Consider the following 18,565-nt stretch of genomic DNA (forward strand, 5'->3'; position numbering starts at 1 on the left):
AGTTCCCCGCGCCCCTTAGGGGCGCTTCCTCGGGCTACGGCGTGACGGGGATGTTCGTCAGGCCCTTGCCGCCCTTGACCGTGTTGCTCGCGTGGACCGTCGTGCGGCAGGTGTCGCTCTGGTTGGTCACGTTGATCGCCAGCTGCCGGGAGCCCGTCGCGCCCGTGAGGTCCGACCTGTTGCCGCGGAAGACCGTGCCGCAGCCCCAGCCGGGCTGCTGGGTGTGGGTCTCGTAGCCGTTGTTCGTGGTGTTCCTGCCGGTGTTGTCCTCGATGACGTAGCCGTTGCCCTTCACGTCGACCCACGAGTCGTCGTAGTTGTTGCCCGTCAGGCCCCGGCCGTCGAAGGTGTTGCCCGCGACGCGGCCGTTCCTGGTGCCCTCCTTGAGGTCGACGGCCTCGCCGCCGACGTCCGGACCGATGACGTTGTCCAGGATCCGCACGTTGTCGCTCCGGTCGGAGAGGGTGTTCGCGGAGCCGACGTACACGCCCTCGCCCATGCCGCGGTTGTCGTTCCCGGTGTCGTGGATCCGGGAGTTCCTGAGCACGCCGTCGCTGCTCGACCTGCGGAAGTGCACCCCCTCCATGGCGAGGCCGTGGACCGTGACGCCGTCCACGACGACGCCCCGCGCCGCGTCGATCATGATGCCCTTCTGGCCGCCGGTCACGGTGACGCCCTTGACCGTCCAGTACGAGGCGCCGTCGAGGTGCAGGCCGTAGCCGCCGCCCGCCTTGAGGACCGCCTTGGAGGAGCCGGTCAGGGTGATGCGGGACCCGGCGCTCGCGGCGACGGTGGACTTGAAGTTCCCGTTGTACGTGCCGTCGGCGAGGCGGATCGTGTCGCCGGGCGAGGCGGACGCGAGGGCCGCCTTGAGCTGGGCGGCCGTGGAGACCTCGATGGTGCCGGCGGGCGCCCCGGCCCACGCGTGCGGGCCGAGGGCGAGCGAGCCCGCGGCGACGGTGGCGGCCAGGACGGGGGCGAGCAGGGAGCGGCTGCGCATGGGGGGTGCCTTCCCGTGGGTCGATCGGGTTCGCGTTCTGGGTTGTAGCGCTGTTCTTGTACGTGAATATCGGACAGCGAGCTGAATGCTGTCGCCTCGTGACGGTAGGGCTGGGGCATATCCGCGTCAAGGTCTGTACCAGAACCCGGGGCGTGCGGGCGCGCGTTGGCCGGGCGCGGGCGCGAACTCGCCGAGTGCGACGGGCAGTTCATGGATGGGAACGTCCGGGGAGTTCCGGTTCGTCAACAGGGCCTCCTGGTCAGGCTCCGGTGCGTGCGTGCGCTGTGTCAGCGGCATATCAACCGACCCTGTGAATCTGGCCCGCGGGGAATGCCCGCCTCGCGGGGCGCGTTCTGCTCTATGAACACGAGGAGGAGCGGTCACTGTGCTTGATCCGCAGGGTTTGTACGCGTGGGAGCCCAAGGGGCTCGCGGTCGTCGACATGGCGCTCGCCCAGGAGTCGGCCGGTCTTGTCATGCTCTACCACTTCGACGGATACATCGACGCCGGTGAGACCGGCGACCAGGTCGTCGAGCGGCTCGTGGACAGCCTGCCCGGGCAGGTCGTGGCCCGCTTCGACCACGACCGGCTCGTGGACTACCGTGCCCGCCGCCCGCTGCTGACCTTCCGCCGCGACCGCTGGAGCGCCTACGAGGAGCCCACGCTGGACGTGCGGCTGCTCCAGGACGCCACTGGCGCGCCCTTCCTGCTGCTCTCCGGGCCCGAGCCGGACATCGAGTGGGAGCGCTTCGCCGCCGCCGTCAAGGAGATCGTCGAGCGGCTCGGCGTCCGGCTCTCGGTGAACTTCCACGGCATCCCGATGGGCATCCCGCACACCCGCCCGGTCGGCCTGACCCCGCACGGCAACCGCACGGACCTGGTGCCGGGCCACGCCAGCCCCTTCGACGAGGCGCAGGTCCCCGGCAGTGCCGAGGCCCTCGTCGAGTACCGCCTGGCGCAGGCCGGCCACGACGTCCTCGGCGTCGCCGCCCACGTGCCGCACTACGTGGCCCGGTCCTCCTACCCGGACGCCGCCCTCACCGTCCTGGAGGCGATCACCGCCGCCACCGGCCTGGTCCTGCCCGGGGTCGCGCACGCCCTGCGCACGGAGGCCCACCGCACGCAGACCGAGATCGACCGGCAGATCCAGGAGGGCGACGAGGAGCTGGTCTCGCTCGTCCAGGGCCTTGAGCACCAGTACGACGCGGCGGCGGGCGCCCAGGCGCGGGGGAACATGCTCGCCGAACCCGCGGACATCCCGTCGGCGGACGAGATCGGCCGCGAGTTCGAGCGCTTCCTCGCGGAGCGGGAAGGCGACGGCTGAGCACGGCCCCGCGCCCAGGCCCTAAGCTGCCCGTCATGCTGAAGGTGGGTTTGACCGGCGGTATCGGCGCCGGAAAGAGCGAGGTGTCCCGGCTGCTCGTCGCGTCCGGGGCCGTCCTGATCGACGCCGACCGCATCGCGCGCGAGGTGGTGGCGCCCGGCACGGACGGGCTCGCCCGGGTCGTCGAGGCCTTCGGCGAGGACGTCCTCGCCGCCGACGGCTCCCTGGACCGGCCGAAGCTCGGCTCGATCGTCTTCGCCGACCCCGCGAAGCTCGCCACGCTCAACGGCATCGTCCACCCCTTGGTCGGCGCGCGCTCCGCCGATCTCGAGCGCGCCGCCGCCCCCGACGCGGTGGTCGTGCACGACGTGCCGCTGCTCACCGAGAACGGCCTCGCGCCGCTGTACGACCTCGTGATCGTCGTCGACGCGAGCCCCGAGACCCAGCTCGACCGCCTGACGCGGCTGCGCGGCATGACCGAGGACGACGCCCGCGCCCGCATGGCCGCGCAGGCGACACGCGAGAAGCGCCTCGCCGTCGCCGACATCGTCATCGACAACGACGGGCCCCTCGACGACCTCGCCCCGCGCGTGGCGGCCGTCTGGCAGGAGCTGCGGAAGCGGGCGTCCGCCTAGGCGCACCGGGAGGGGGGAGGCTCGTGGTCGTCCTGGCGTCGTTCACCGCGCTGGGCGGGCTCGTGGCGCTGCTCGCGGGCGCGTACGGACTGTGGCGGACCCGGCGCATCACCGAGGCCGGAGCGCTGGCGGAGGCGCTCGTCAAAGCCGTACGGCAGGGCGCGGACCGGCCCACGCTGCAGTTCGAGACGGCGGACGGCCGGGTCGTGGAGGTCGGCTCCCCGGTCCCGGAGACCCGGCGGCGGCCGCTGCGGGCCGGGCAGCGGGTGTCGATCGCGTACGACGCCGACGACCCGCGCGACGTGGTGGTGCTCGGCAGGGAACGCCGCGGCCTCGACCGCGCCTTCGTCGCCGCGGGCGCGGGCCTGGTGGTCCTCGGCCTCGCCCTCGCGCTCACGGCGTAGCGCTCACGGCTTAGCGCGCGCGATGGAGCGCGGACGGTGCGGCAGGAGCGCGGCCCCGGCGGCCCGAGCGCATGACACGGCACGCGGCGCATGCCCGTGCGGGCCCCGGAATAAGCGTGCCCGTCCGAGGCGTTGCACCGGGGAGGCAAGGGAAGGAGTCCGGCGTGCCCGAACGCAGTCCGGAGAGCCATGTCATCGACTTCCGCGCGGCGGAGCAGCTCCTCGCCGCCCGCGATCCCCGAGGTGCGGTGAAGCTGCTCGACGAGGTCATCGCCGCCCACCCGGAGAACACGGCGGCGCGCCTGCTGCGCGCCCGCGCGTTCTTCGCCGCCGCCCAACTGCGCGCCGCCGAGCTGGAGTTCAGCATCGTCCTGGAGCGCGAGCCGGACAACGCGTACGCGCACTTCGCACTGGCCCGCACCTATGAGCGCGCCTCGCGGCCCGACCGGGCCCGCCGCCACTTCCGGCTCGCGGCGGCGCTCGACCCGCAGCCCGAGTACCTGGCGGCGGCGCGGTTCGAGGAGGCGGGCGGCACCGACGGCGGCGCGTGAGGGCCCCGCCGCCCCGCACTCCAGCCACCCCCGCCTCCCCGCACGCCGCCCCCCGCTCGGGACCCCGGCGGGCCCCCGCTCAGGACTCCGGCGGCTCGTACGGCGGCACGTCGCGGCCCGGCTGGTAGTGCGGCCCCTGCCGGATGTGGCGCAGCACCAGGAGCAGGTCGACGGTGACCACGAGCCACAGCGCGCCGCACGCCGCCGCCCAGCCGGGGCGCCCGGCGAGCGCGAAGGCCACCGTGCCCGCAATCGTCCAGACCAAGCCCCATACGCTGAACCAGAAGCGCATGCGCAGGGGGCTGCGTGCCGTGACCGGTTCACTGCCTGTGCGCATCGGACGTCACCTCTCCTTCCAGGGTCCCCCCGGCGCGGGCGGAGCGGAAGGGGCGATTCGAGGGAAGGGCGGGACCGTGCTGGACGTGCTGCGGGCCGCGGCGGAGAGTGACCAGGGGCTCGCCGCGTGGCTGAAGGAGCTTCAGGAGGTGGGGGAGCCGCGGACCGAGCTGGTCCTGCCGGACCCCGACGACCTGCCCGAGGTCCTGCTCGACCTGGCCGTGCCCCACGAGGACGTCAACGCGCTGGTGGCCCTGCGCGCGCACGTCCTGGGCCACGACGACACCCGCTGGCTGCTCGAACGCTGCGCCGACGCGCTCCTGCGGAACCTGGGCGAGCCCGGCGGGCAGCCGCGGACGCCGGTCCTGCCGGAGGAGCTCGGCGAGCTCGGCACCTGCTTCTACGTGTTCGTGTTCCTCGCCGCGCTGCCGCACGTGCGCGCCTACCACCGCCGCCGCGGCATACCCGACGACGTCGCCCGCCGCACCCTCGCCGACCTCGGGCGGCACATGGCCGTCCACCGCAGGAGCCACGGCGGCCGGGGCGTACCGGTGCCCGACTGGAACGCGCTGCACTTCCGGGGCGAGCTCTACCAGCTCGGGCGGCTCCAGTTCCAGCGGGCGCGGCTCGGCCCGCGCATGGCGGAGGCCGTCGCCCGGGCCGGCCTCGCGCTCGGCCCCGAGGACCGCTGCCTGAGCGTGCACATACCCGACTTCCGCGGCCCGCTCTCGCCCGCGGCGTGCGACCGGTCGGTGGCCCTCGCCCGGGAGTTCTTCCGACGCCACTTCCCCGACGAGCGCTACGAGGTCGCGGTGTGCCACTCGTGGCTCCTCGATCCCCAGTTGCGGCGCTACCTGCCCGCCGACGCGAACATCGTGCGCTTCCAGGACCGCTTCCGGCTCGCCCCCCAGGGCGCCGACGAGGAGCCTGACGACACCGTCCCCGTCGGCTTCGTCTTCGGCGACCGCGACCTGCCGGTGGACCGGCTGCCCCGGCGCACCCGTGTGGAGCGCGCCGTCGGGGACCATCTGCGCGCGGGCGGCCACTGGTACGGCGGCCACGGCTGGTTCGCGCTGTAGGGCGCGCGTGCCGCGGGCCGAGGCCGCCGCCCTCAGCCGCCGGTGGGGCCGCCCTCACGCGCCGGTGGGAGCCGCCCTCACCCGCCGGTGGGGCCGTCCTTCCGGCCGAGCGCGCCCCGCAGCCGCTCCAGCTCGCGACGGTCCCGCTTCGTCGGACGGCCGGCGCCCCGGTCGCGGACGCCCGCGGGGGCCACGGCCTCGCGCGGGGGCGGCGGCGGGCTGTTGTCGACGTAGCACTCCACGGCGACGGGCGCCCCCACGCGCTTGCGGATCAGCCGCTTGACGACCACGACCCGCTCGCGGCCCTGGGCCTGGCGCAGCCGGACCTCGTCGCCGGGCTTCACGCCGTGGGCGGGCTTGACCCGCTCGCCGTTCACCCTGACGTGGCCGCCCTTGCAGGCCGCCGCGCCCATCGACCGGCTCTTGACCAGGCGTACCGACCAGATCCAACTGTCGACGCGCACGGTGCCGCCCGCCGCGTCGCCTCCCGCAGTCTCCGAAGCCATGCGTCGACCTTAATGCGACATCGGTGCGGGTGCCCGGGACGACCGGCGAGCCGTCCGTCATCCGCGCGCCACTGCACCCGATAATGCGGGCTTATCGTGGCAAAGCGCGCGCCCCAGCCGGTGCGGAGGATGCGGAGGTGCTGCCCATGACGCCCCAAGAGCCCGCCACCACGGCCGACGGCCCGGCGGACGGCTCCCGCGAGGGCCGGGCATGAGCGTCCCGCCGCCCCCACCCGGCGGCGAAGAGCCCGCGCCGCGGGCGAAGTTCACCTTCCCCAGCGCCCTGACCGTGCTGGTCGTCGTCACCCTGGCGGTGTGGCTGCTCGCCTTCCTCGTCCCCTCCGGAGCCTACGACCGCGACGACAAGGGCGCGCCCGTCCAGGGCAGTTACCACCGCGTCCCCGGCGACCAGTCCCTCACCGACCGCCTCGACGACCTGTTCCTGGCGCCCGTCAACGGCCTGTACGGCGTGCGCGACCCGGAGTCCGGCCGGGTCGGGCCCGACCTCACCGGTGAGCTGTACGGCAGCGCGGGCGTGTTCCTCTTCGTCCTCGCCATCGGCGCGTTCATCACCGTCGTCTTCGCCACCGGCGCCCTCGACCGCGGCATCGGCCGCCTCGCCCACCGGCTGCGCGAGCGCGGCGCGCTGCTCATCGCGGGCGTCATGGTCGTCTTCTCCGTCCTCGGGACGGTGGAGGGCTTCGCCGAGGAGACGCTCGGGTTCTACGGCCTGGTCGTGCCGCTGATGCTGGCCCTCGGCTACGACCGCATGACCGCCGTCGGCGTGATCATCCCAGGCGCGGGCATCGGCGTGCTCTGCTCGACCGTCAACCCGTTCGCGACGGGCGTGGCCTCCTCGGCGGCCGACGTCCCGCTCGGCGACGGCATCGTGCTGCGCGGGGTGATGTGGCTGGTCCTGACGGGGGTGACGGTCGCGTACGTCCTCCGGTACGCGCGGCGCGTGCGGAAGGACCCGGGGCGTTCGCTCAGCGGCTTCCTGCCCGGCGACCGCGAGCGGGCCGGCGCCGGGCGGGCGGACGCGGAGGTGCCCCCGCTGACCCGGCTGCACCGGACCGTCCTCGTGGTCGTCGCCCTCGTCTTCGCCTTCATGATCTTCGCGGTGGTGCCCTGGGCCGGCGCGTTGACCGGGGACGCGGACGCCGCGCCGTACGCCTTCGAACTGGGCTGGTCCTTCCCGCGGTTGGCGGCCCTGTTCCTGTGCGCGGCGGTGCTCGTGGGCCTGGTCGCCCGGATGGGGGAGCAGGAGCTCAGCGCCACGGTCGTCCGCGGCGCGGCCGACTTCGTCACGCCCGCCCTGGTGATCGTGCTTGCGCGCGGGGTCACGGCCATCATGAACAACGCGCGGGTCACGGACACCGTGCTGCACTCGATCGAGGGCGTGGTCGAGGACACCTCGTCCGCGGTGTTCGCGGTCGCCGTGTTCCTGGTCAACCTGCCGCTGGCCTTCCTCATCCCGTCCACGTCCGGGCACGCCACGCTCGCCATGCCGATCCTCGCGCCGCTCGCGGACTTCGCCGGGGTGCCGCGGTCGGTCGTCGTCACCGCCTGGACCGCGGCCAGCGGGTGGATGAACCTGTGGGTGCCGACCACCGCCGTGACGATCGGCGGGGTGGCGCTTGCCAAGGTCGGCTACGACGCCTACCTGCGGTTCCTGTGGCCGCTGCTGGTGCTGCTCGCCGTGCTCGTCTGCGGGTTCGTGGCGCTGGGGGCGGTGGTGACGTGACGGGCCGCCGCTTCCCGGACCCACCGCCCGCCCCGGGCGCGGCGCGCCGCGCCCCCTTCCCCGTCCTTCGCGCCCGGCCGCAGCCGCCGGCCGGGCCCCGACCCTCCCCGGGAGTCCGGATGCCGTTCCTGCCCGTCGCCCGCCGCCTCGTCGTCGCCGTCCTCGCCCTGGCCGCCCTCGCCGCCGCCCCGGCCCCGGCCCCCGCCCGGGACGAGGCCGACGACGACGTCTCCTTCTGGGTGAACCCGGACACCGGCGCCGCCCGGCAGACCGCCGCGTGGAGCCGCCAGGGGCGGTTCGCCGACGCCTGGACGGTGGCCCGCATCTCCGTACAGCCCCAGGCCGAGTGGTTCAGCGTGGACGACCCCGGGCCCCGGGTGCGGTCCATCGTCGAACGGGCGGCCGAGGCGGAGCGCACCCCCGTGCTCGTCGCGTACTTCGTCCCGGACCGCGACTGCGGCGCGTACTCGGCCGGGGGCGCGCGCGACGGCGACCACTACCGGCGGTGGATCGACGACTTCGCGGACGGGCTCGGCCCGCACGGCGCGTTCGTGGTCGTCGAGCCGGACGCCGTCGCGCACGCGGTGGCCGAGGACTGCGAGGGCGCCGACGACGAGGAGCGGTACGAACTCCTCGCGTACGCGGTGGACCGGCTCAAGCGGCAGGCGGGCACCCGGGTGTACCTCGACGCCGGCAACGCCGGGTGGATCCCGCAGGTGCGCCGGCTGGTCACGCCGCTGCGGCTGGCGGGCGTCGAGCGCGCCGACGGCTTCGCCCTGAACGTGTCCAACTTCCACACCGACGAGGTGAGCGCCGCGTACGGGCACGAGCTCGCCCGGGCCCTCGGCGGCGAGCCGCACTTCGTCATCGACTCCAGCCGCAACGGCAACGGCCCGTACAAGGGAGACGAGCCGTGGTGCAACCCGCCCGGCCGCGCCCTCGGCAGGGCGCCCACGACCCGCACCGGCGACCCCGCCGTCGACGCCTACCTGTGGGTCAAGCGCCCCGGCGAGTCCGACGGCACCTGCCGGGGCGGGCCCGAGGCGGGCCGGTGGTGGCCCCGGTACGCCCTGGAGCTGGCCCGCAACTCCCTGGGCTGACGTCACGCGCCGGGCCGTTCCGGGACGACGGCCGTGGCGGTGATCTCCACGAGCTGCCCGGGGTAGCCGAGGACCGTCACGCCGAGCAGCGTGGACGTGTGCGGCTCGGTCGCGAGCAGCCCCGAGGCGCGGACGACCGTCCAGGCCTCGCTGAGGACGCCCGGCTCGTCCCCGACGACGTACACCGTGCTCGCCACCACCTGGGACAGGTCGCTGCCGACGGCGCGCAGGGCCTCGTCGAGGTTGGCGACGACCTGCCGGGTCTGCGCCGCGACGTCGCCCGCGCCGACGAGCGCGCCGTCGGCGTCCAGCGGCACGGAACCGGCCATGAAGGCGAGCCGGGTCCCGGCCTCGACGACGGCGGCGTGGGCGTAGCCCGGGGGCGGGAAGAGGGTCGGGACGACGGTGCGGTGGGTGGTCATGGCCGCATCCTCCGGGTCCGCGCCCGCGCCCGCATCCGAATTTCCCGCGGCCCCCGGCGCGTGCCGCGTCCGAAGCTCGCGCGGCCCGGCGCGTGCCGCATCCGCGTTCCGCGCGGGCCCCGGCGCGGCGCCGCATCCGAGTGCCGCGCGCCCCGGCGCGGCGCCGGGCTCAGCGCACCGCCGCCGGGGAACTCCCGCCCGGCACCAGCAGTTCCGGGCGGCCCGAGCCGTCGGCGGGCACCGTCCAGATGTCCGACTTCCGTCCGTCGCGGCCCGGCAGGGCGTACGCCAGGGTGCCGTCGTCGCGCCACGCCGCCTGGTCGTCGACGGAGCGGTCCTCGGCGAGCGGGCGCTCGCGCAGGGTGCGCAGGTCCAGGACGTACAACCGCCAGGGGTCCTTCGTACCGCCCCGGACCCGCTTCTTGAAGGCGAGGCGCGTGCCGTCGGGGGACAGGGACGGGCACTCGGCGTTCTCCCGGAGGGTTTCGGCGGTCCACTTCCGCAGGTCGCCGCGGACGAGGTACGTCTTCCCGCGCGTCGAGACGGTGGCGTAGAAGCGGTTGTCGTCGCGGGCGAAGGTGACGCCCCAGTAGTTGACGTCGGGGGAGTGGTGGCGGCGGCCGCCGAGGGTGAGCGGGATCTCCTCCATGTTCTTGATCAGGTAGCCGGTGCGGGTGTCCAGGATGGAGGTGCGGGTGGAGAAGGACGCGCCGCCGCCCGCGTAGGAGTCGCCGGTGGTGAACATCGTCCACGACAGCATCCGGCCGGACGCCGACACGCGGGCCCGGTTCGGGATGCCCGGCAGCGCGATCCGCCGCTTCTCCCGCAGCCTGCCGTCCAGGACGACGGCGTACGCCTTGGGCGGGATGCCGGGGCGGCGCAGCAGGCACAGGCCGGTGCCGCCGGACGCGTGGAAGCGCTCGCAGGAGGGGCCGCCGGTGGTGCGCCGCCCCGCGCCGGTGAGGGGCAGCCGGGCGACGCGGCCCGCGCCCGCCTCGGTGGACCGGAAGTACAGGTGTCCCCGGTCGAGGGCGAACGCGGAGGTGGCGGCGGCGGGCTGGGCGTCGTGGGCGGCGCGCACGGTGTACGCGACGGCCACGGTGGCGAGGACGGCGGCGGCCACGGAGACGGCGAGGACGCGCAGCCGGGTGGACAGGTGCGGGAGGGCGTTCATACGGTCAGGCGGTCCTTTCCGAGGCGCCGGCGGGGGAGGCGGAGGAACCGGAACGGGAGCCGGACGGGGAGCCGGACCCGGACCCGGAGCCGGACCGGGGCAGCAGGGCCGCCGCGCCCGCGATGGCCGCCGCGAGCGCGAGGGCCGCGCAGGCCAGCGCGGTGCCGACGCCCCACAGCGTCCAGGCGGCACCGAACCCGGCGGCGGCGACGAGCCGGCTGAGCGCCTGGCCGGTCTGCACCACGGCCATGCCGCTGGCCCGCCGGTCCTGCGGCACGTACGGGGCGACGAGCGCCATCAGGACGCCGTCGGTGGCGGCGTAGAACACGCCGAGGGCGAGCAGCACCCCGACGAGCAGCGTCCGGCCGCCGGTCGGCAGGAGCAGCAGCGCGTACGCGGCGAGCAGCGCGGCGTGCCCCGCGAGGAACGGCCCGCGCCGCCCGAACCGGTCGGCGAGCCTCCCTACGGGGACGGCGAGCAGCAGGTACACGGCGGCGGTGCCGAGCGGAAGCAGCGGGAACCAGCTCTCCGCGAAGTCGAGCCGCCGCTGGAGCAGCAGGTACAGGAAGGCGTCGCCGACGGTGGCGGCGCCGAGCAGCGCGGCGGCGCCGCACACCCGCCGGAAGGCGGGGTGGCGGAGCAGGGCGAGGGCGGAGCGGGCCCCTTCGGCCGCGCGCGCCGTCCGGCCGGTGCGCCCGGCCCGGGGGGAGCGCTCGGCCGGAGGCGTGCCCCCGGGGACGAACGCGACGAGCAGCAGCACCCCGAAAAGACCGAAGCAGAAGCTGACGACGAACACGGCGTCGTACGCGTCCGCCGTCGCCCACAGCAGCGCGAACGCCGCGAGCGGGCCGAGCAGCGCGCCTGTCGTGTCCATCGCCCGGTGCACGCCGAAGGCGCGGCCCAGCGCGTCGGGCGGGCAGTGCAGGGAGATCAGCGCGTCGCGCGGCGCGGTGCGGACGCCCTTGCCGAGCCGGTCGGCGGCCAGGGCCGCGCCGATCCCGGCGGTGGCCCCGCCCGCGAGCAGCAGCCCGAGCCGGGAGAGCGCGGACAGCAGGTAGCCGGAGCCGGCGACGGCCTTGTGCCCGCCGCGCCGGTCGGCGACGTACCCGCCGAGCAGCCGGACGACGGCCGTGACCCCGTTGTACAGCCCGTCCAGGAAGCCGAACTGGAGCGGGGAGAGCCCTAGTCCGAGGACGAAGTAGAGCGGGAGCACGGCGGTGACCATCTCCGAGGAGATGTCCGTGACGAGGCTGACCGCGCCGAGCGCGAGGACGGGGCCGGTGACGCGGCCGCGCGTGCGGCGGCTGCCCGCGGCGGTGGCGACCGCGTCCGTACTGGCCAGATACATGGGCGGGAACCGGGCCCGGCGTCAGCGGCAGGAGTACGCGGGGCTGGTGTCCTTCGTGGACCCGTCGGTGCCGACGAGCTTCCACGAGAACCCGTCGTCCTTGAAGTCGAACCGCACCACGCCGTAGGTGTTGGTGATCCGCTTCTGGCTGTGGGGCTGCACTTCCTCGATCTTGTACGGGTTGGCGCCGCCGGTCCCGGCGACGACCTCGACGATGCCCTTGCCCGCGTCGGCGTTGCCGTTCTCGTCCTGCGGCGCGAACCGCTCGTAGTGGTGGTCGTGCCCGCCGAGCACGAGCTCGGTCCGCGCGCCGCGCAGCAGCTTCCACACGGGCTTGCCGACGGGGTTGTTGCCGTGCTCGCCGGAGGAGTACAGCGGGTGGTGGAAGTACGCGGCCACGCACTTCTTGTCGTTGGCGGCGAGGTCCCGCTTGAGCCAGTCGATCTGGGCGCGGTCGTCGAAGCTGTTGGAGTCGAGGGCGATGAAGTGCCAGCTGCCCTTGTCGAAGCTGTAGTAGCTCTTGCCGTCGGGGTAGGCGACGGATCCGAAGTAGCTCTTGTACCCCTTGAGCGGGCCCGCCGGGTCGTACGTCTCGTGGTTCCCCGGCACCGGCCGCGTCTTGTCCTTGAAGGCGCCCCACGTGGTCGCGTAGTACTTCTGGAAGTCCTTGAGGCGGGCGTCGTCGTACTGGTTGTCGCCCATGGTCATCACGAAGTCCGGGTCGAGCCGCTGCACGAGCGCGGCGGTCTTCGGGTGCGCGCACCCGCTGTCGCTCTTGGTGCACTGCTCGGCGATGTCGCCGACCGCGACGGCGGAGAACGCCGCGGCCGCCCGGCTGGGACTGGCACCGGCCTCCCCGGCGGGGGACCAGAGCAGCAGGCCCGCGGTGGCGGCGAGCGCGGTGGCGGCGGCCACGGGCACCAGCCGGCGGGCGCGTCGCGCACGGCGGTCGGCGGCGGGGCCGGTGCCGGGGCCGGTGCCGGTGGTGGCGGTGCCGGGCTCGCTCGCGGCGTTCGGGTTCGTGGCATCGGGTGTCTGCGGCATGTCCGTCTCCTGGCGGGTGGGGGGTGCGGGAGGGGGCGTGCGGAAGCGGCGCGCGCGGCTGGGCCCCGGGTGGTGCGCCGGTCGTGCGCGGGGCCGTGACAGGAATGGTGGCCACTGGTCATGAGCAGGTCAATGGACGTGACCGAGAATTGTTAGGAAAGTTTCCTACCGGATGGAGGCGGCGCGCAACACCAACTACGGGACGCGCGGCTACCGTTGACGTGAGGCGGCCGCCGACCGCCGCCGCTCCCTGACGAAGGAGACCCCGTGGACGCAGAGTTGGCCGCCCTCGCGGCGGCCGGTGCTACGGCGCTCGTGCAGGCGATGGTGGGGGACGGGTGGGCCGCCGCGCGCGGGCGCGTCGCGGCCCTCCTCGGGCGGCGGGACGGTGCCGACGAGGACGCGGTGGTGCGCGAACTCGACCTGGCGCGGGCCGAGTTCACCGCGGCCCAGGACACCGGGGACGGTGCGGCAGCGGACGACGTACGGGCCGAGTGGCGCGCCCGTATGCGGCGGGCGCTGCGCGCGGACCCGGAGGCGGCGGCGGAGCTGCGGGCGCTCCTCGAGGAGCTGGGGTACGGGGACGACGGCCGGGGCGGGGGCGCCCGCAACACCGTCAGCGGCGGGGTGCAGTACGGCGGTGTCGTCCAGGCGCACACCGTGGGGGACGTGCACCTGGGGTAGCGCCCTGGCCGGGCCCGGCCAGGGCGCGCGGCCTCAGAAGTCCACCCGGGCCCGGTCGTCCAGCCGGCCCACGGACTCCTGGGCGAACTTCTTCTCGTAGTCGGAGCGGATCTCCTCGATGAGCCTGCCGCGCCGCTGGGCCTCGGCCGCGGGGTACAGCAGGATCAGCTCGTAGCTGCGCTCCCGCTCGATCGTGCCGGTGCCGTCCTTCCACTGGCCCCGGCCCTGCTGGATCGTCAGGCCGTCGGGGAAGCCCGGCGTCACCTCGGTGTCGACGAACCGCATGAACTGCCTGTCCGTGACGGCGGGGCCGCCGTCGGGGCGTGCGGTGCCGAAGAACAGGTGGGTCTCGACGTAGGGCTCGCCCCGGGAATCCGTCGCGGTGGCGGCCGCGGGCCGCGGCCCGTCGCCGTCGAGGGCCGCGTACGCGGTGGGCGCGCCGACCGCGAGCACGGCGGCGGTGGCCGCCAGGGCCAGGCGGGGGCCGGTGAGCGTGAGGGTGAGGGGCATGGCGGGGGCCTTTCCGGTGGTCGGGCGGGGCAGGGCGGCGGGCCTCCGCCCACGGGCGCGGGGCCTGTCGGCGGGCACGGGCTCTGTCGGCGGGCGCGGGTCCTGTCGGCGGGCACGGGCTCTGTCGGCGGGCTCGGGTCCTGGCGTGCAGGCCCGGCCTGCGGGCGTGCGGCCGTGGTCGTCGCCGGCGCGGCCGGCGGCGGTCGACCACAGTAGGGGCCGCGGGGGCCGCGCGGCGGCCACGCCGAGCCGGGTGGCCGTAAAGAGCCGTCTTCCGTGACGCCACGTCAATCCCGTACGTTTCCGTGGACTTGATCAGTGGTGTGGAAGGGGACGGCTGTGCGCGCGGTGACGGTGCGGAAGGCGATACGCGGGGTGGTGGCGGGGTGCGTCGCCGCGGGGGTGCTCGCGGGGGCACCGGCGGCGGCGCGGCCCGGGGCCGCCACAAACGGCCCCTCGTACGCCGCGACCACCGGGGTGGGCCTGCACAACGCGTACGAGAAGGCCAAGTACCCCTACCTCGCCGACGCGCTCGACTCCGGCGCCGCCATGCTCGAACTCGACGTGTGGACCAACGCCTTCGGCCGCGGCTGGCGCGTCTCGCACGGCAACCCGCTCGGCAACGACAACAACTGCGAGAACGCCCGGCGGCCCGGCGAACTGCGCACCAAGCCGCGCGACCAGCCGCTCGACGGGTGCCTGGCGGACCTCAGGGCCTGGCACGACGCCCACCCCGGGCACCGGCCCGTGCTGCTCAAGGTCGAGCTGAAGGACGGCTTCCAGGCGCGCCACCGGCGCGGCCCCGCCGACCTGGACGCGCTGCTGCGCACCGGCCTCGGGGACGCCCTGTACCGGCCCGGCGACCTCGCGGCGGGCGGGCAGACGCTCGACGCGGCTGTCCGCGCCGAGGGCTGGCCCGGCCGGGCCGCGCTCGCGGGGAAGTTCGTCGTCGAGCTGATCCCCGGCACCGTCGAGCAGAACAACCCCGTCGACACCCTGTGGACCGACCGCGAGTACGCCACCCACCTGCGGGACCTGGCCGCCGCGGGCCGACTCGGCGACGCCGCCGCCTTCCCGGCCGTGCTCGGCGCCGCGCCCGGCGACCCGCGCACGCGGTACGCGGACGCCTCGATCCGGCCGTGGTTCGTGCTGTTCGACGGTGACGCGTCGGTGTACGCGGGCGGGTCCGTCGACACGAAGTGGTACGCCGACCGGGGCTACCTGGTCGTCATGACCGACGCCCACAAGGTGCCGCCCGCCATCGACGGCACCCGGCCGACCGAGGCCCAGGCCCGGGACCGGGTCACCCTGCTCGCCCGCCGCCACGCCAGTGTCGTGTCGGCGGACTGGTACCCGCTGCCGGGGGTGCTGTCGACGGTGCTGCCGCGCGGGTAGCGGTACGCCGTCACCTCCCATGGCCTTCTGCGGCGGCCGGCCTGCCCGAGGTGCCCGCCGCTGGCGGCCGTCCGCGCCGGTCATGGGCGCCGACGGGGGCCGAGGCCGTGGGGCCGGGCGGGGGCCCGGCCCTGAGCAGGTCCCGATGTTCGTGGCCGGGTTCTTGAACAGGCTCCGATCCTCGTGGCCGGGTCCCCGCCGGACTGTCCGCGCCCGTACCGTGAACGGATGACAGAGCGCCCCGCCCCCGCCGACCTCGTCATCAGCGGCTGCACCGCCCTTGTCCACGACCCGGCCGAGCGGATCACCTTCGCCGAGGACGCCGCCGTCGTCGTCCGCGACGGCGTGATCAGCGACGTCACCACCGCCGCGGCGGCCGCCGGGATCGACGCCGCCGAACGCCTCGACGCGCGCGGCCAGGCCGCCCTGCCCGGCCTGATCAACTGCCATACGCACGCGCCGATGGTGGCCCTGCGCGGCGTCGCCGAGGACCTGCCCGTCGAGGAGTGGTTCAACGACCGCGTGTGGCCCATCGAGGCCAACCTCCGCGAGCGCGACGTGGAACTCGGCGCCCGGCTCGCCTGCGCCGAACTGATCCGCGGCGGCGTCACCACCTTCGCCGACCACTACTTCGCCATGGACACCGTCGCCGACGTCGTCGCCGAGACCGGCCTGCGCGCCGTGCTCGGACAGGCGTACTTCTCCTCGCAGGGGCCCGGCGGCCGGGAGGCGTCCCTGGACTTCGCGCTCCGCCGTGCGGGCGCCGCCGACGGCCGCGTCACCACCTGCCTCGCCCCGCACGCCCCGTACACCGTCGACGACGCCGACCTCGCCGCCACCGCCGGACTCGCCCGCGACCACGGCCTCCTCGTCCATCTGCACGCGGCCGAGAGCCGCGCCCAGACCGAGCACAGCCTCGCCCGGCACGGCGCCACCCCCGTGGAGGTCCTGCACCGCGCGGGCCTGCTCGACGTCGACGTCCTCATCGCCCACGGCACCGGCATCGTCGACCGCGACGCCGCCGCGCTGCGCGCCGCCACCGGCCGCGTCGCCGTCGCCAGCGCGCCGCGCGGCTATCTGAAGTTCGCCTGGGACCCCACCCCCGCACGGTTCCTCAGCGACCTCGGCATCCCGGTGGGGCTCGCCACCGACGGCGCGGCCTCCAACAACACCCTGGACGTGTGGGAGTCCATGGCGCTCACCGCGCTCGTACAGAAGGCCGCCACCGGCGACCCCCGCTGGCTGACCGCCCGGCAGGCCCTGCACCACGCCACGCTGCAGAGCGCCCGCGCCGTCGGCCTCGGCGACCGGATCGGCTCCCTCGCCCCGGGCCGCCGCGCCGACCTGATCCTCGTCGACCTCACCGGGCCGCACACCCAGCCCGTGCACGACCTGGCCGCCACGCTCGTCCACAGCGCCCGCAGCGGCGACGTCCGTACGACGATCGTGGACGGGCGGATCCTGATGCGCGACCGCGAGCTGCTGACCGTCGACGTCGCCGCGGTGGCAGCCGAGTTGACCGAGCGCCTGCCCGCCCTCGTCGAGCGGGGCCACGGCCGGCGGATCCAGGAGTACGACGCGTGACCCGCCGCGCGGGACCGCCTCGGCGCCCGGGCGCCGAGGCGGCCACCCGCCCGGGCGCGGGCACGGCCCGGCCGCGAGCCCCCGGGCACCACTCGTTGGGGTGACCTCGCCGTACCGGAGGAGGAGCCGCGGTGGCGCCCCTCCATCCGGGCGCGCGGCCCGCTCGCCCCGCCGGCCACGCTCTGAGGCCCTTCCGGGAAGCCGGTCCGGGAAATTCCGCGCCGCACCGATGAGTTCCGGCGGCGGCGCGGGTCCACCCTGCCGAGAACCGCGGACCGCGACCCGGAGGAATGCGCCATGGGATTTCCGCACATCGTCACGCGCGAGGAGTGGCAGGCGGCGCGCGACGAACTGCTGGCCAGGGAGAAGGCCGTCACGCGCGCCCGCGACGCGCTCAACGCCGAGCGGCGCCGGCTCCCCATGGTGGAAGTGGTCAAGGAGTACGTCTTCGACGGTGCCGACGGCAAGGCGACGCTGCTCGACCTGTTCGACGGGCGCGCCCAGCTCGTCGTGCACCACTTCATGTTCGCCCCCGAGTGGGACGCGGGCTGCCGCGGCTGCTCGGCGTTCCTCGACCAGATCGGGCACCTGGCCCACCTGCGGGCCCGGGGCACGACGTTCGTCGCGCTCTCCCGCGCCCCCTTCACCCGCATCCTGCCCTTCAAGGCCCGCATGGGCTGGGTCGTGCCCTGGTACTCCACGTGCGGCGCCGAGTTCAACCGCGACTTCGACGCGACGCGCCCCGACCCGCGGGGGCACCTCCTGGACCGCCCCGGCATCAGTTGCTTCCTGCGCGACGGCGACCGCGTCTTCCACACGTACTCGACGTTCGGCCGCGGCCTCGACGGCCTCGGCTCCACCACCAGCCTGCTCGACCTCACCGCACTCGGCCGCCAGGAGGAGTGGGAGGAGCCGAAGGGCCGCGCCTCGGCACTCGGCGCCCCGGCCGGTGGAGAGGTGCGCTACCACGACGAGTACGAGGAGTACGAGCTGCACGGACCGTACGGGTACTGAGCCCGCGGGGCGGGACGGGACGGTGGGCCTGCTGAGTGAGGCGGGTCCGATGGGGGCGCTGGGGTCTGGTGAGGCTGGCGAGTCTGGTTGGGCTGGCGGGGCCAGGGGTGCGGAATGCCCGGGATCGGCCTCAGCTCCGTCTCGGTTGGGTCACGCCGCGAGCCCTTCCGCGTGTGTCGCGCGTTCTCCTCAGTGCGGAGCCGTCGCTCCGCACGGGACACACACGGGGGATCAAGGAAGATGATGAACGGACGAACGGTGCTGGAGCGCTTTCCCGCGGGCGGGCCGCGTGGATCGTGGCCCGCGGAGGAGTTCGCGCGGGACCGGCGCAGTGAAGGACAACCCGCCGAGGTCGTGATGGACCTGGCGACCGACGCCTTTCTCGTGATCGTGCGGGACGGGCGGGAACGCCGGGGCGCCGACGAGTGCTCCGTCGCCTGAGTGGAAGCCGGGCCGAAGGCCATATTCCCGCGACCCGGCGGTGACGGACAGTCATAGGCATCGGTGACGGACAGTCACCCACGGCCCACGGGCCAGAGTCCATCCGCATCTGACGCGAAACGAACGGATCGCACCAACAAAAGGGGCGGGGGCCCCCCCGGCGCCGGGGGCGCCCCGGGGGGGGGGGGCCCCCCCCCGGGGGGGGGCCCCGGCCCCGGGGGGCGGGGGGGGGGGCGCCGGGCCCCGGGCCCGGGCGCGGCCGCGCGGGGG

General features: G+C 75.1%; 20 protein-coding genes. 12 read left to right on the top strand and 8 right to left on the bottom strand.

Annotated features, from left to right (window positions below; all coding sequences use genetic code 11):
- Nucleotides 1-34 precede the first annotated feature (34 nt).
- The gene (locus tag QK440_RS24190) at nt 35-1,000 is read right to left on the bottom strand and encodes a right-handed parallel beta-helix repeat-containing protein (RefSeq protein WP_282795293.1); all 966 of its coding nucleotides are present in this window, start codon (nt 998-1,000) and stop codon (nt 35-37) included.
- A 385-nt stretch (nt 1,001-1,385) separates the two neighbouring features.
- Here QK440_RS24190 and QK440_RS24195 point away from each other — a divergent pair, with 385 nt between their 5' ends.
- The 4 genes from QK440_RS24195 to QK440_RS24210 all read left to right on the top strand — a co-directional run bounded on the left by QK440_RS24195 (nt 1,386) and on the right by QK440_RS24210 (nt 3,914).
- Nucleotides 1,386-2,324 (top strand): PAC2 family protein, encoded by a 939-nt coding sequence (locus QK440_RS24195; protein ID WP_282795294.1) that lies wholly within the window; start codon nt 1,386-1,388, stop codon nt 2,322-2,324.
- Between the two features lie 35 nt (nt 2,325-2,359).
- Nucleotides 2,360-2,959 carry a dephospho-CoA kinase gene (gene coaE, locus QK440_RS24200; protein ID WP_282795295.1) on the top strand — a complete coding sequence of 200 codons (600 nt, stop codon included), beginning with the start codon at nt 2,360-2,362 and terminating at the stop codon, nt 2,957-2,959.
- A gap of 23 nt (nt 2,960-2,982) precedes the next feature.
- The gene (locus QK440_RS24205) at nt 2,983-3,363 is read left to right on the top strand and encodes a DUF3592 domain-containing protein (protein WP_282795296.1); all 381 of its coding nucleotides are present in this window, start codon (nt 2,983-2,985) and stop codon (nt 3,361-3,363) included.
- A gap of 164 nt (nt 3,364-3,527) precedes the next feature.
- Nucleotides 3,528-3,914, top strand: coding sequence for a tetratricopeptide repeat protein (locus QK440_RS24210; RefSeq protein WP_282795297.1), 387 nt, complete (start codon nt 3,528-3,530; stop codon nt 3,912-3,914).
- A 79-nt stretch (nt 3,915-3,993) separates the two neighbouring features.
- Here QK440_RS24210 and QK440_RS24215 read toward each other — a convergent pair whose 3' ends face one another.
- Nucleotides 3,994-4,251 (bottom strand): DUF6343 family protein, encoded by a 258-nt coding sequence (locus QK440_RS24215; RefSeq protein ID WP_282795298.1) that lies wholly within the window; start codon nt 4,249-4,251, stop codon nt 3,994-3,996.
- A 76-nt stretch (nt 4,252-4,327) separates the two neighbouring features.
- Here QK440_RS24215 and QK440_RS24220 point away from each other — a divergent pair, with 76 nt between their 5' ends.
- Nucleotides 4,328-5,329, top strand: coding sequence for an acyltransferase domain-containing protein (locus QK440_RS24220; protein ID WP_282795299.1), 1,002 nt, complete (start codon nt 4,328-4,330; stop codon nt 5,327-5,329).
- A gap of 77 nt (nt 5,330-5,406) precedes the next feature.
- Here the strand turns inward: QK440_RS24220 and QK440_RS24225 are convergent, their stop codons facing one another.
- Nucleotides 5,407-5,835: an RNA-binding S4 domain-containing protein gene (locus tag QK440_RS24225; RefSeq protein ID WP_282795300.1), complete on the bottom strand. Its 429-nt coding sequence runs from the start codon at nt 5,833-5,835 to the stop codon at nt 5,407-5,409.
- A gap of 211 nt (nt 5,836-6,046) precedes the next feature.
- Here QK440_RS24225 and QK440_RS24230 point away from each other — a divergent pair, with 211 nt between their 5' ends.
- Both QK440_RS24230 and QK440_RS24235 read left to right on the top strand, forming a co-directional pair.
- On the top strand, nt 6,047-7,579 hold the full coding sequence (locus QK440_RS24230; RefSeq protein ID WP_282795301.1) for a Na+/H+ antiporter NhaC family protein: 1,533 nt from the start codon (nt 6,047-6,049) through the stop codon (nt 7,577-7,579).
- Nucleotides 7,580-7,698: 119 nt separating this feature from the next.
- Nucleotides 7,699-8,679, top strand: coding sequence for a glycoside hydrolase family 6 protein (locus tag QK440_RS24235; RefSeq protein ID WP_282795302.1), 981 nt, complete (start codon nt 7,699-7,701; stop codon nt 8,677-8,679).
- Nucleotides 8,680-8,681: 2 nt separating this feature from the next.
- Here the strand turns inward: QK440_RS24235 and QK440_RS24240 are convergent, their stop codons facing one another.
- The 4 genes from QK440_RS24240 to QK440_RS24255 all read right to left on the bottom strand — a co-directional run bounded on the left by QK440_RS24240 (nt 8,682) and on the right by QK440_RS24255 (nt 12,667).
- Nucleotides 8,682-9,101 carry a RidA family protein gene (locus QK440_RS24240; RefSeq protein WP_282795303.1) on the bottom strand — a complete coding sequence of 140 codons (420 nt, stop codon included), beginning with the start codon at nt 9,099-9,101 and terminating at the stop codon, nt 8,682-8,684.
- Between the two features lie 169 nt (nt 9,102-9,270).
- The gene (locus QK440_RS24245; RefSeq protein WP_282795304.1) at nt 9,271-10,275 is read right to left on the bottom strand and encodes a hypothetical protein; all 1,005 of its coding nucleotides are present in this window, start codon (nt 10,273-10,275) and stop codon (nt 9,271-9,273) included.
- 4 nt (nt 10,276-10,279) lie between these two features.
- Complete coding sequence (locus QK440_RS24250) at nt 10,280-11,623, bottom strand: MFS transporter (RefSeq protein ID WP_282795305.1); 1,344 nt, start codon at nt 11,621-11,623, stop codon at nt 10,280-10,282.
- A 21-nt stretch (nt 11,624-11,644) separates the two neighbouring features.
- Nucleotides 11,645-12,667 carry a metallophosphoesterase gene (locus QK440_RS24255; RefSeq protein WP_282795306.1) on the bottom strand — a complete coding sequence of 341 codons (1,023 nt, stop codon included), beginning with the start codon at nt 12,665-12,667 and terminating at the stop codon, nt 11,645-11,647.
- Nucleotides 12,668-12,934: 267 nt separating this feature from the next.
- Between QK440_RS24255 and QK440_RS24260 the strand changes: the two genes are divergently transcribed.
- On the top strand, nt 12,935-13,351 hold the full coding sequence (locus QK440_RS24260) for a hypothetical protein (protein ID WP_282795307.1): 417 nt from the start codon (nt 12,935-12,937) through the stop codon (nt 13,349-13,351).
- A gap of 33 nt (nt 13,352-13,384) precedes the next feature.
- Here the strand turns inward: QK440_RS24260 and QK440_RS24265 are convergent, their stop codons facing one another.
- Nucleotides 13,385-13,861 carry a DUF3574 domain-containing protein gene (locus QK440_RS24265; protein ID WP_282795308.1) on the bottom strand — a complete coding sequence of 159 codons (477 nt, stop codon included), beginning with the start codon at nt 13,859-13,861 and terminating at the stop codon, nt 13,385-13,387.
- Between the two features lie 402 nt (nt 13,862-14,263).
- Between QK440_RS24265 and QK440_RS24270 the strand changes: the two genes are divergently transcribed.
- The 4 genes from QK440_RS24270 to QK440_RS24285 all read left to right on the top strand — a co-directional run bounded on the left by QK440_RS24270 (nt 14,264) and on the right by QK440_RS24285 (nt 18,295).
- Entirely contained in the window at nt 14,264-15,256 is a 993-nt protein-coding gene (locus QK440_RS24270) for a phosphatidylinositol-specific phospholipase C domain-containing protein (protein ID WP_282795313.1), read from the top strand.
- Between the two features lie 228 nt (nt 15,257-15,484).
- Nucleotides 15,485-16,840, top strand: a complete 1,356-nt coding sequence (locus QK440_RS24275) for an amidohydrolase (protein WP_282795309.1) — start codon at nt 15,485-15,487, stop codon at nt 16,838-16,840.
- A 297-nt stretch (nt 16,841-17,137) separates the two neighbouring features.
- The gene (locus tag QK440_RS24280; RefSeq protein ID WP_282795310.1) at nt 17,138-17,854 is read left to right on the top strand and encodes a DUF899 domain-containing protein; all 717 of its coding nucleotides are present in this window, start codon (nt 17,138-17,140) and stop codon (nt 17,852-17,854) included.
- Nucleotides 17,855-18,097: 243 nt separating this feature from the next.
- Nucleotides 18,098-18,295: a hypothetical protein gene (locus QK440_RS24285; RefSeq protein ID WP_282795311.1), complete on the top strand. Its 198-nt coding sequence runs from the start codon at nt 18,098-18,100 to the stop codon at nt 18,293-18,295.
- Nucleotides 18,296-18,565: the final 270 nt, after the last annotated feature.

This window comes from Streptomyces sp. CC224B, assembly GCF_030010595.1.
In the GTDB taxonomy this organism is placed as follows: domain Bacteria; phylum Actinomycetota; class Actinomycetes; order Streptomycetales; family Streptomycetaceae; genus Streptomyces; species Streptomyces longispororuber.

Excerpts from the sequence above, each read along its gene's own strand:
- QK440_RS24190 (WP_282795293.1), bottom strand. The coding sequence starts at position 1,000 with ATGCGCAGCCGCTCCCTGCTCGCCCCCGTCCTGGCCGCCACCGTCGCC.
- coaE (WP_282795295.1), top strand. The coding sequence starts at position 2,360 with ATGCTGAAGGTGGGTTTGACCGGCGGTATCGGCGCCGGAAAGAGCGAG.
- QK440_RS24215 (WP_282795298.1), bottom strand. The coding sequence starts at position 4,251 with ATGCGCACAGGCAGTGAACCGGTCACGGCACGCAGCCCCCTGCGCATG.
- QK440_RS24225 (WP_282795300.1), bottom strand. The coding sequence starts at position 5,835 with ATGGCTTCGGAGACTGCGGGAGGCGACGCGGCGGGCGGCACCGTGCGC.
- QK440_RS24230 (WP_282795301.1), top strand. The coding sequence starts at position 6,047 with ATGAGCGTCCCGCCGCCCCCACCCGGCGGCGAAGAGCCCGCGCCGCGG.
- QK440_RS24235 (WP_282795302.1), top strand. The coding sequence starts at position 7,699 with ATGCCGTTCCTGCCCGTCGCCCGCCGCCTCGTCGTCGCCGTCCTCGCC.
- QK440_RS24240 (WP_282795303.1), bottom strand. The coding sequence starts at position 9,101 with ATGACCACCCACCGCACCGTCGTCCCGACCCTCTTCCCGCCCCCGGGC.
- QK440_RS24245 (WP_282795304.1), bottom strand. The coding sequence starts at position 10,275 with ATGAACGCCCTCCCGCACCTGTCCACCCGGCTGCGCGTCCTCGCCGTC.
- QK440_RS24250 (WP_282795305.1), bottom strand. The coding sequence starts at position 11,623 with ATGTATCTGGCCAGTACGGACGCGGTCGCCACCGCCGCGGGCAGCCGC.
- QK440_RS24255 (WP_282795306.1), bottom strand. The coding sequence starts at position 12,667 with ATGCCGCAGACACCCGATGCCACGAACCCGAACGCCGCGAGCGAGCCC.
- QK440_RS24265 (WP_282795308.1), bottom strand. The coding sequence starts at position 13,861 with ATGCCCCTCACCCTCACGCTCACCGGCCCCCGCCTGGCCCTGGCGGCC.
- QK440_RS24275 (WP_282795309.1), top strand. The coding sequence starts at position 15,485 with ATGACAGAGCGCCCCGCCCCCGCCGACCTCGTCATCAGCGGCTGCACC.
- QK440_RS24280 (WP_282795310.1), top strand. The coding sequence starts at position 17,138 with ATGGGATTTCCGCACATCGTCACGCGCGAGGAGTGGCAGGCGGCGCGC.
- QK440_RS24285 (WP_282795311.1), top strand. The coding sequence starts at position 18,098 with ATGAACGGACGAACGGTGCTGGAGCGCTTTCCCGCGGGCGGGCCGCGT.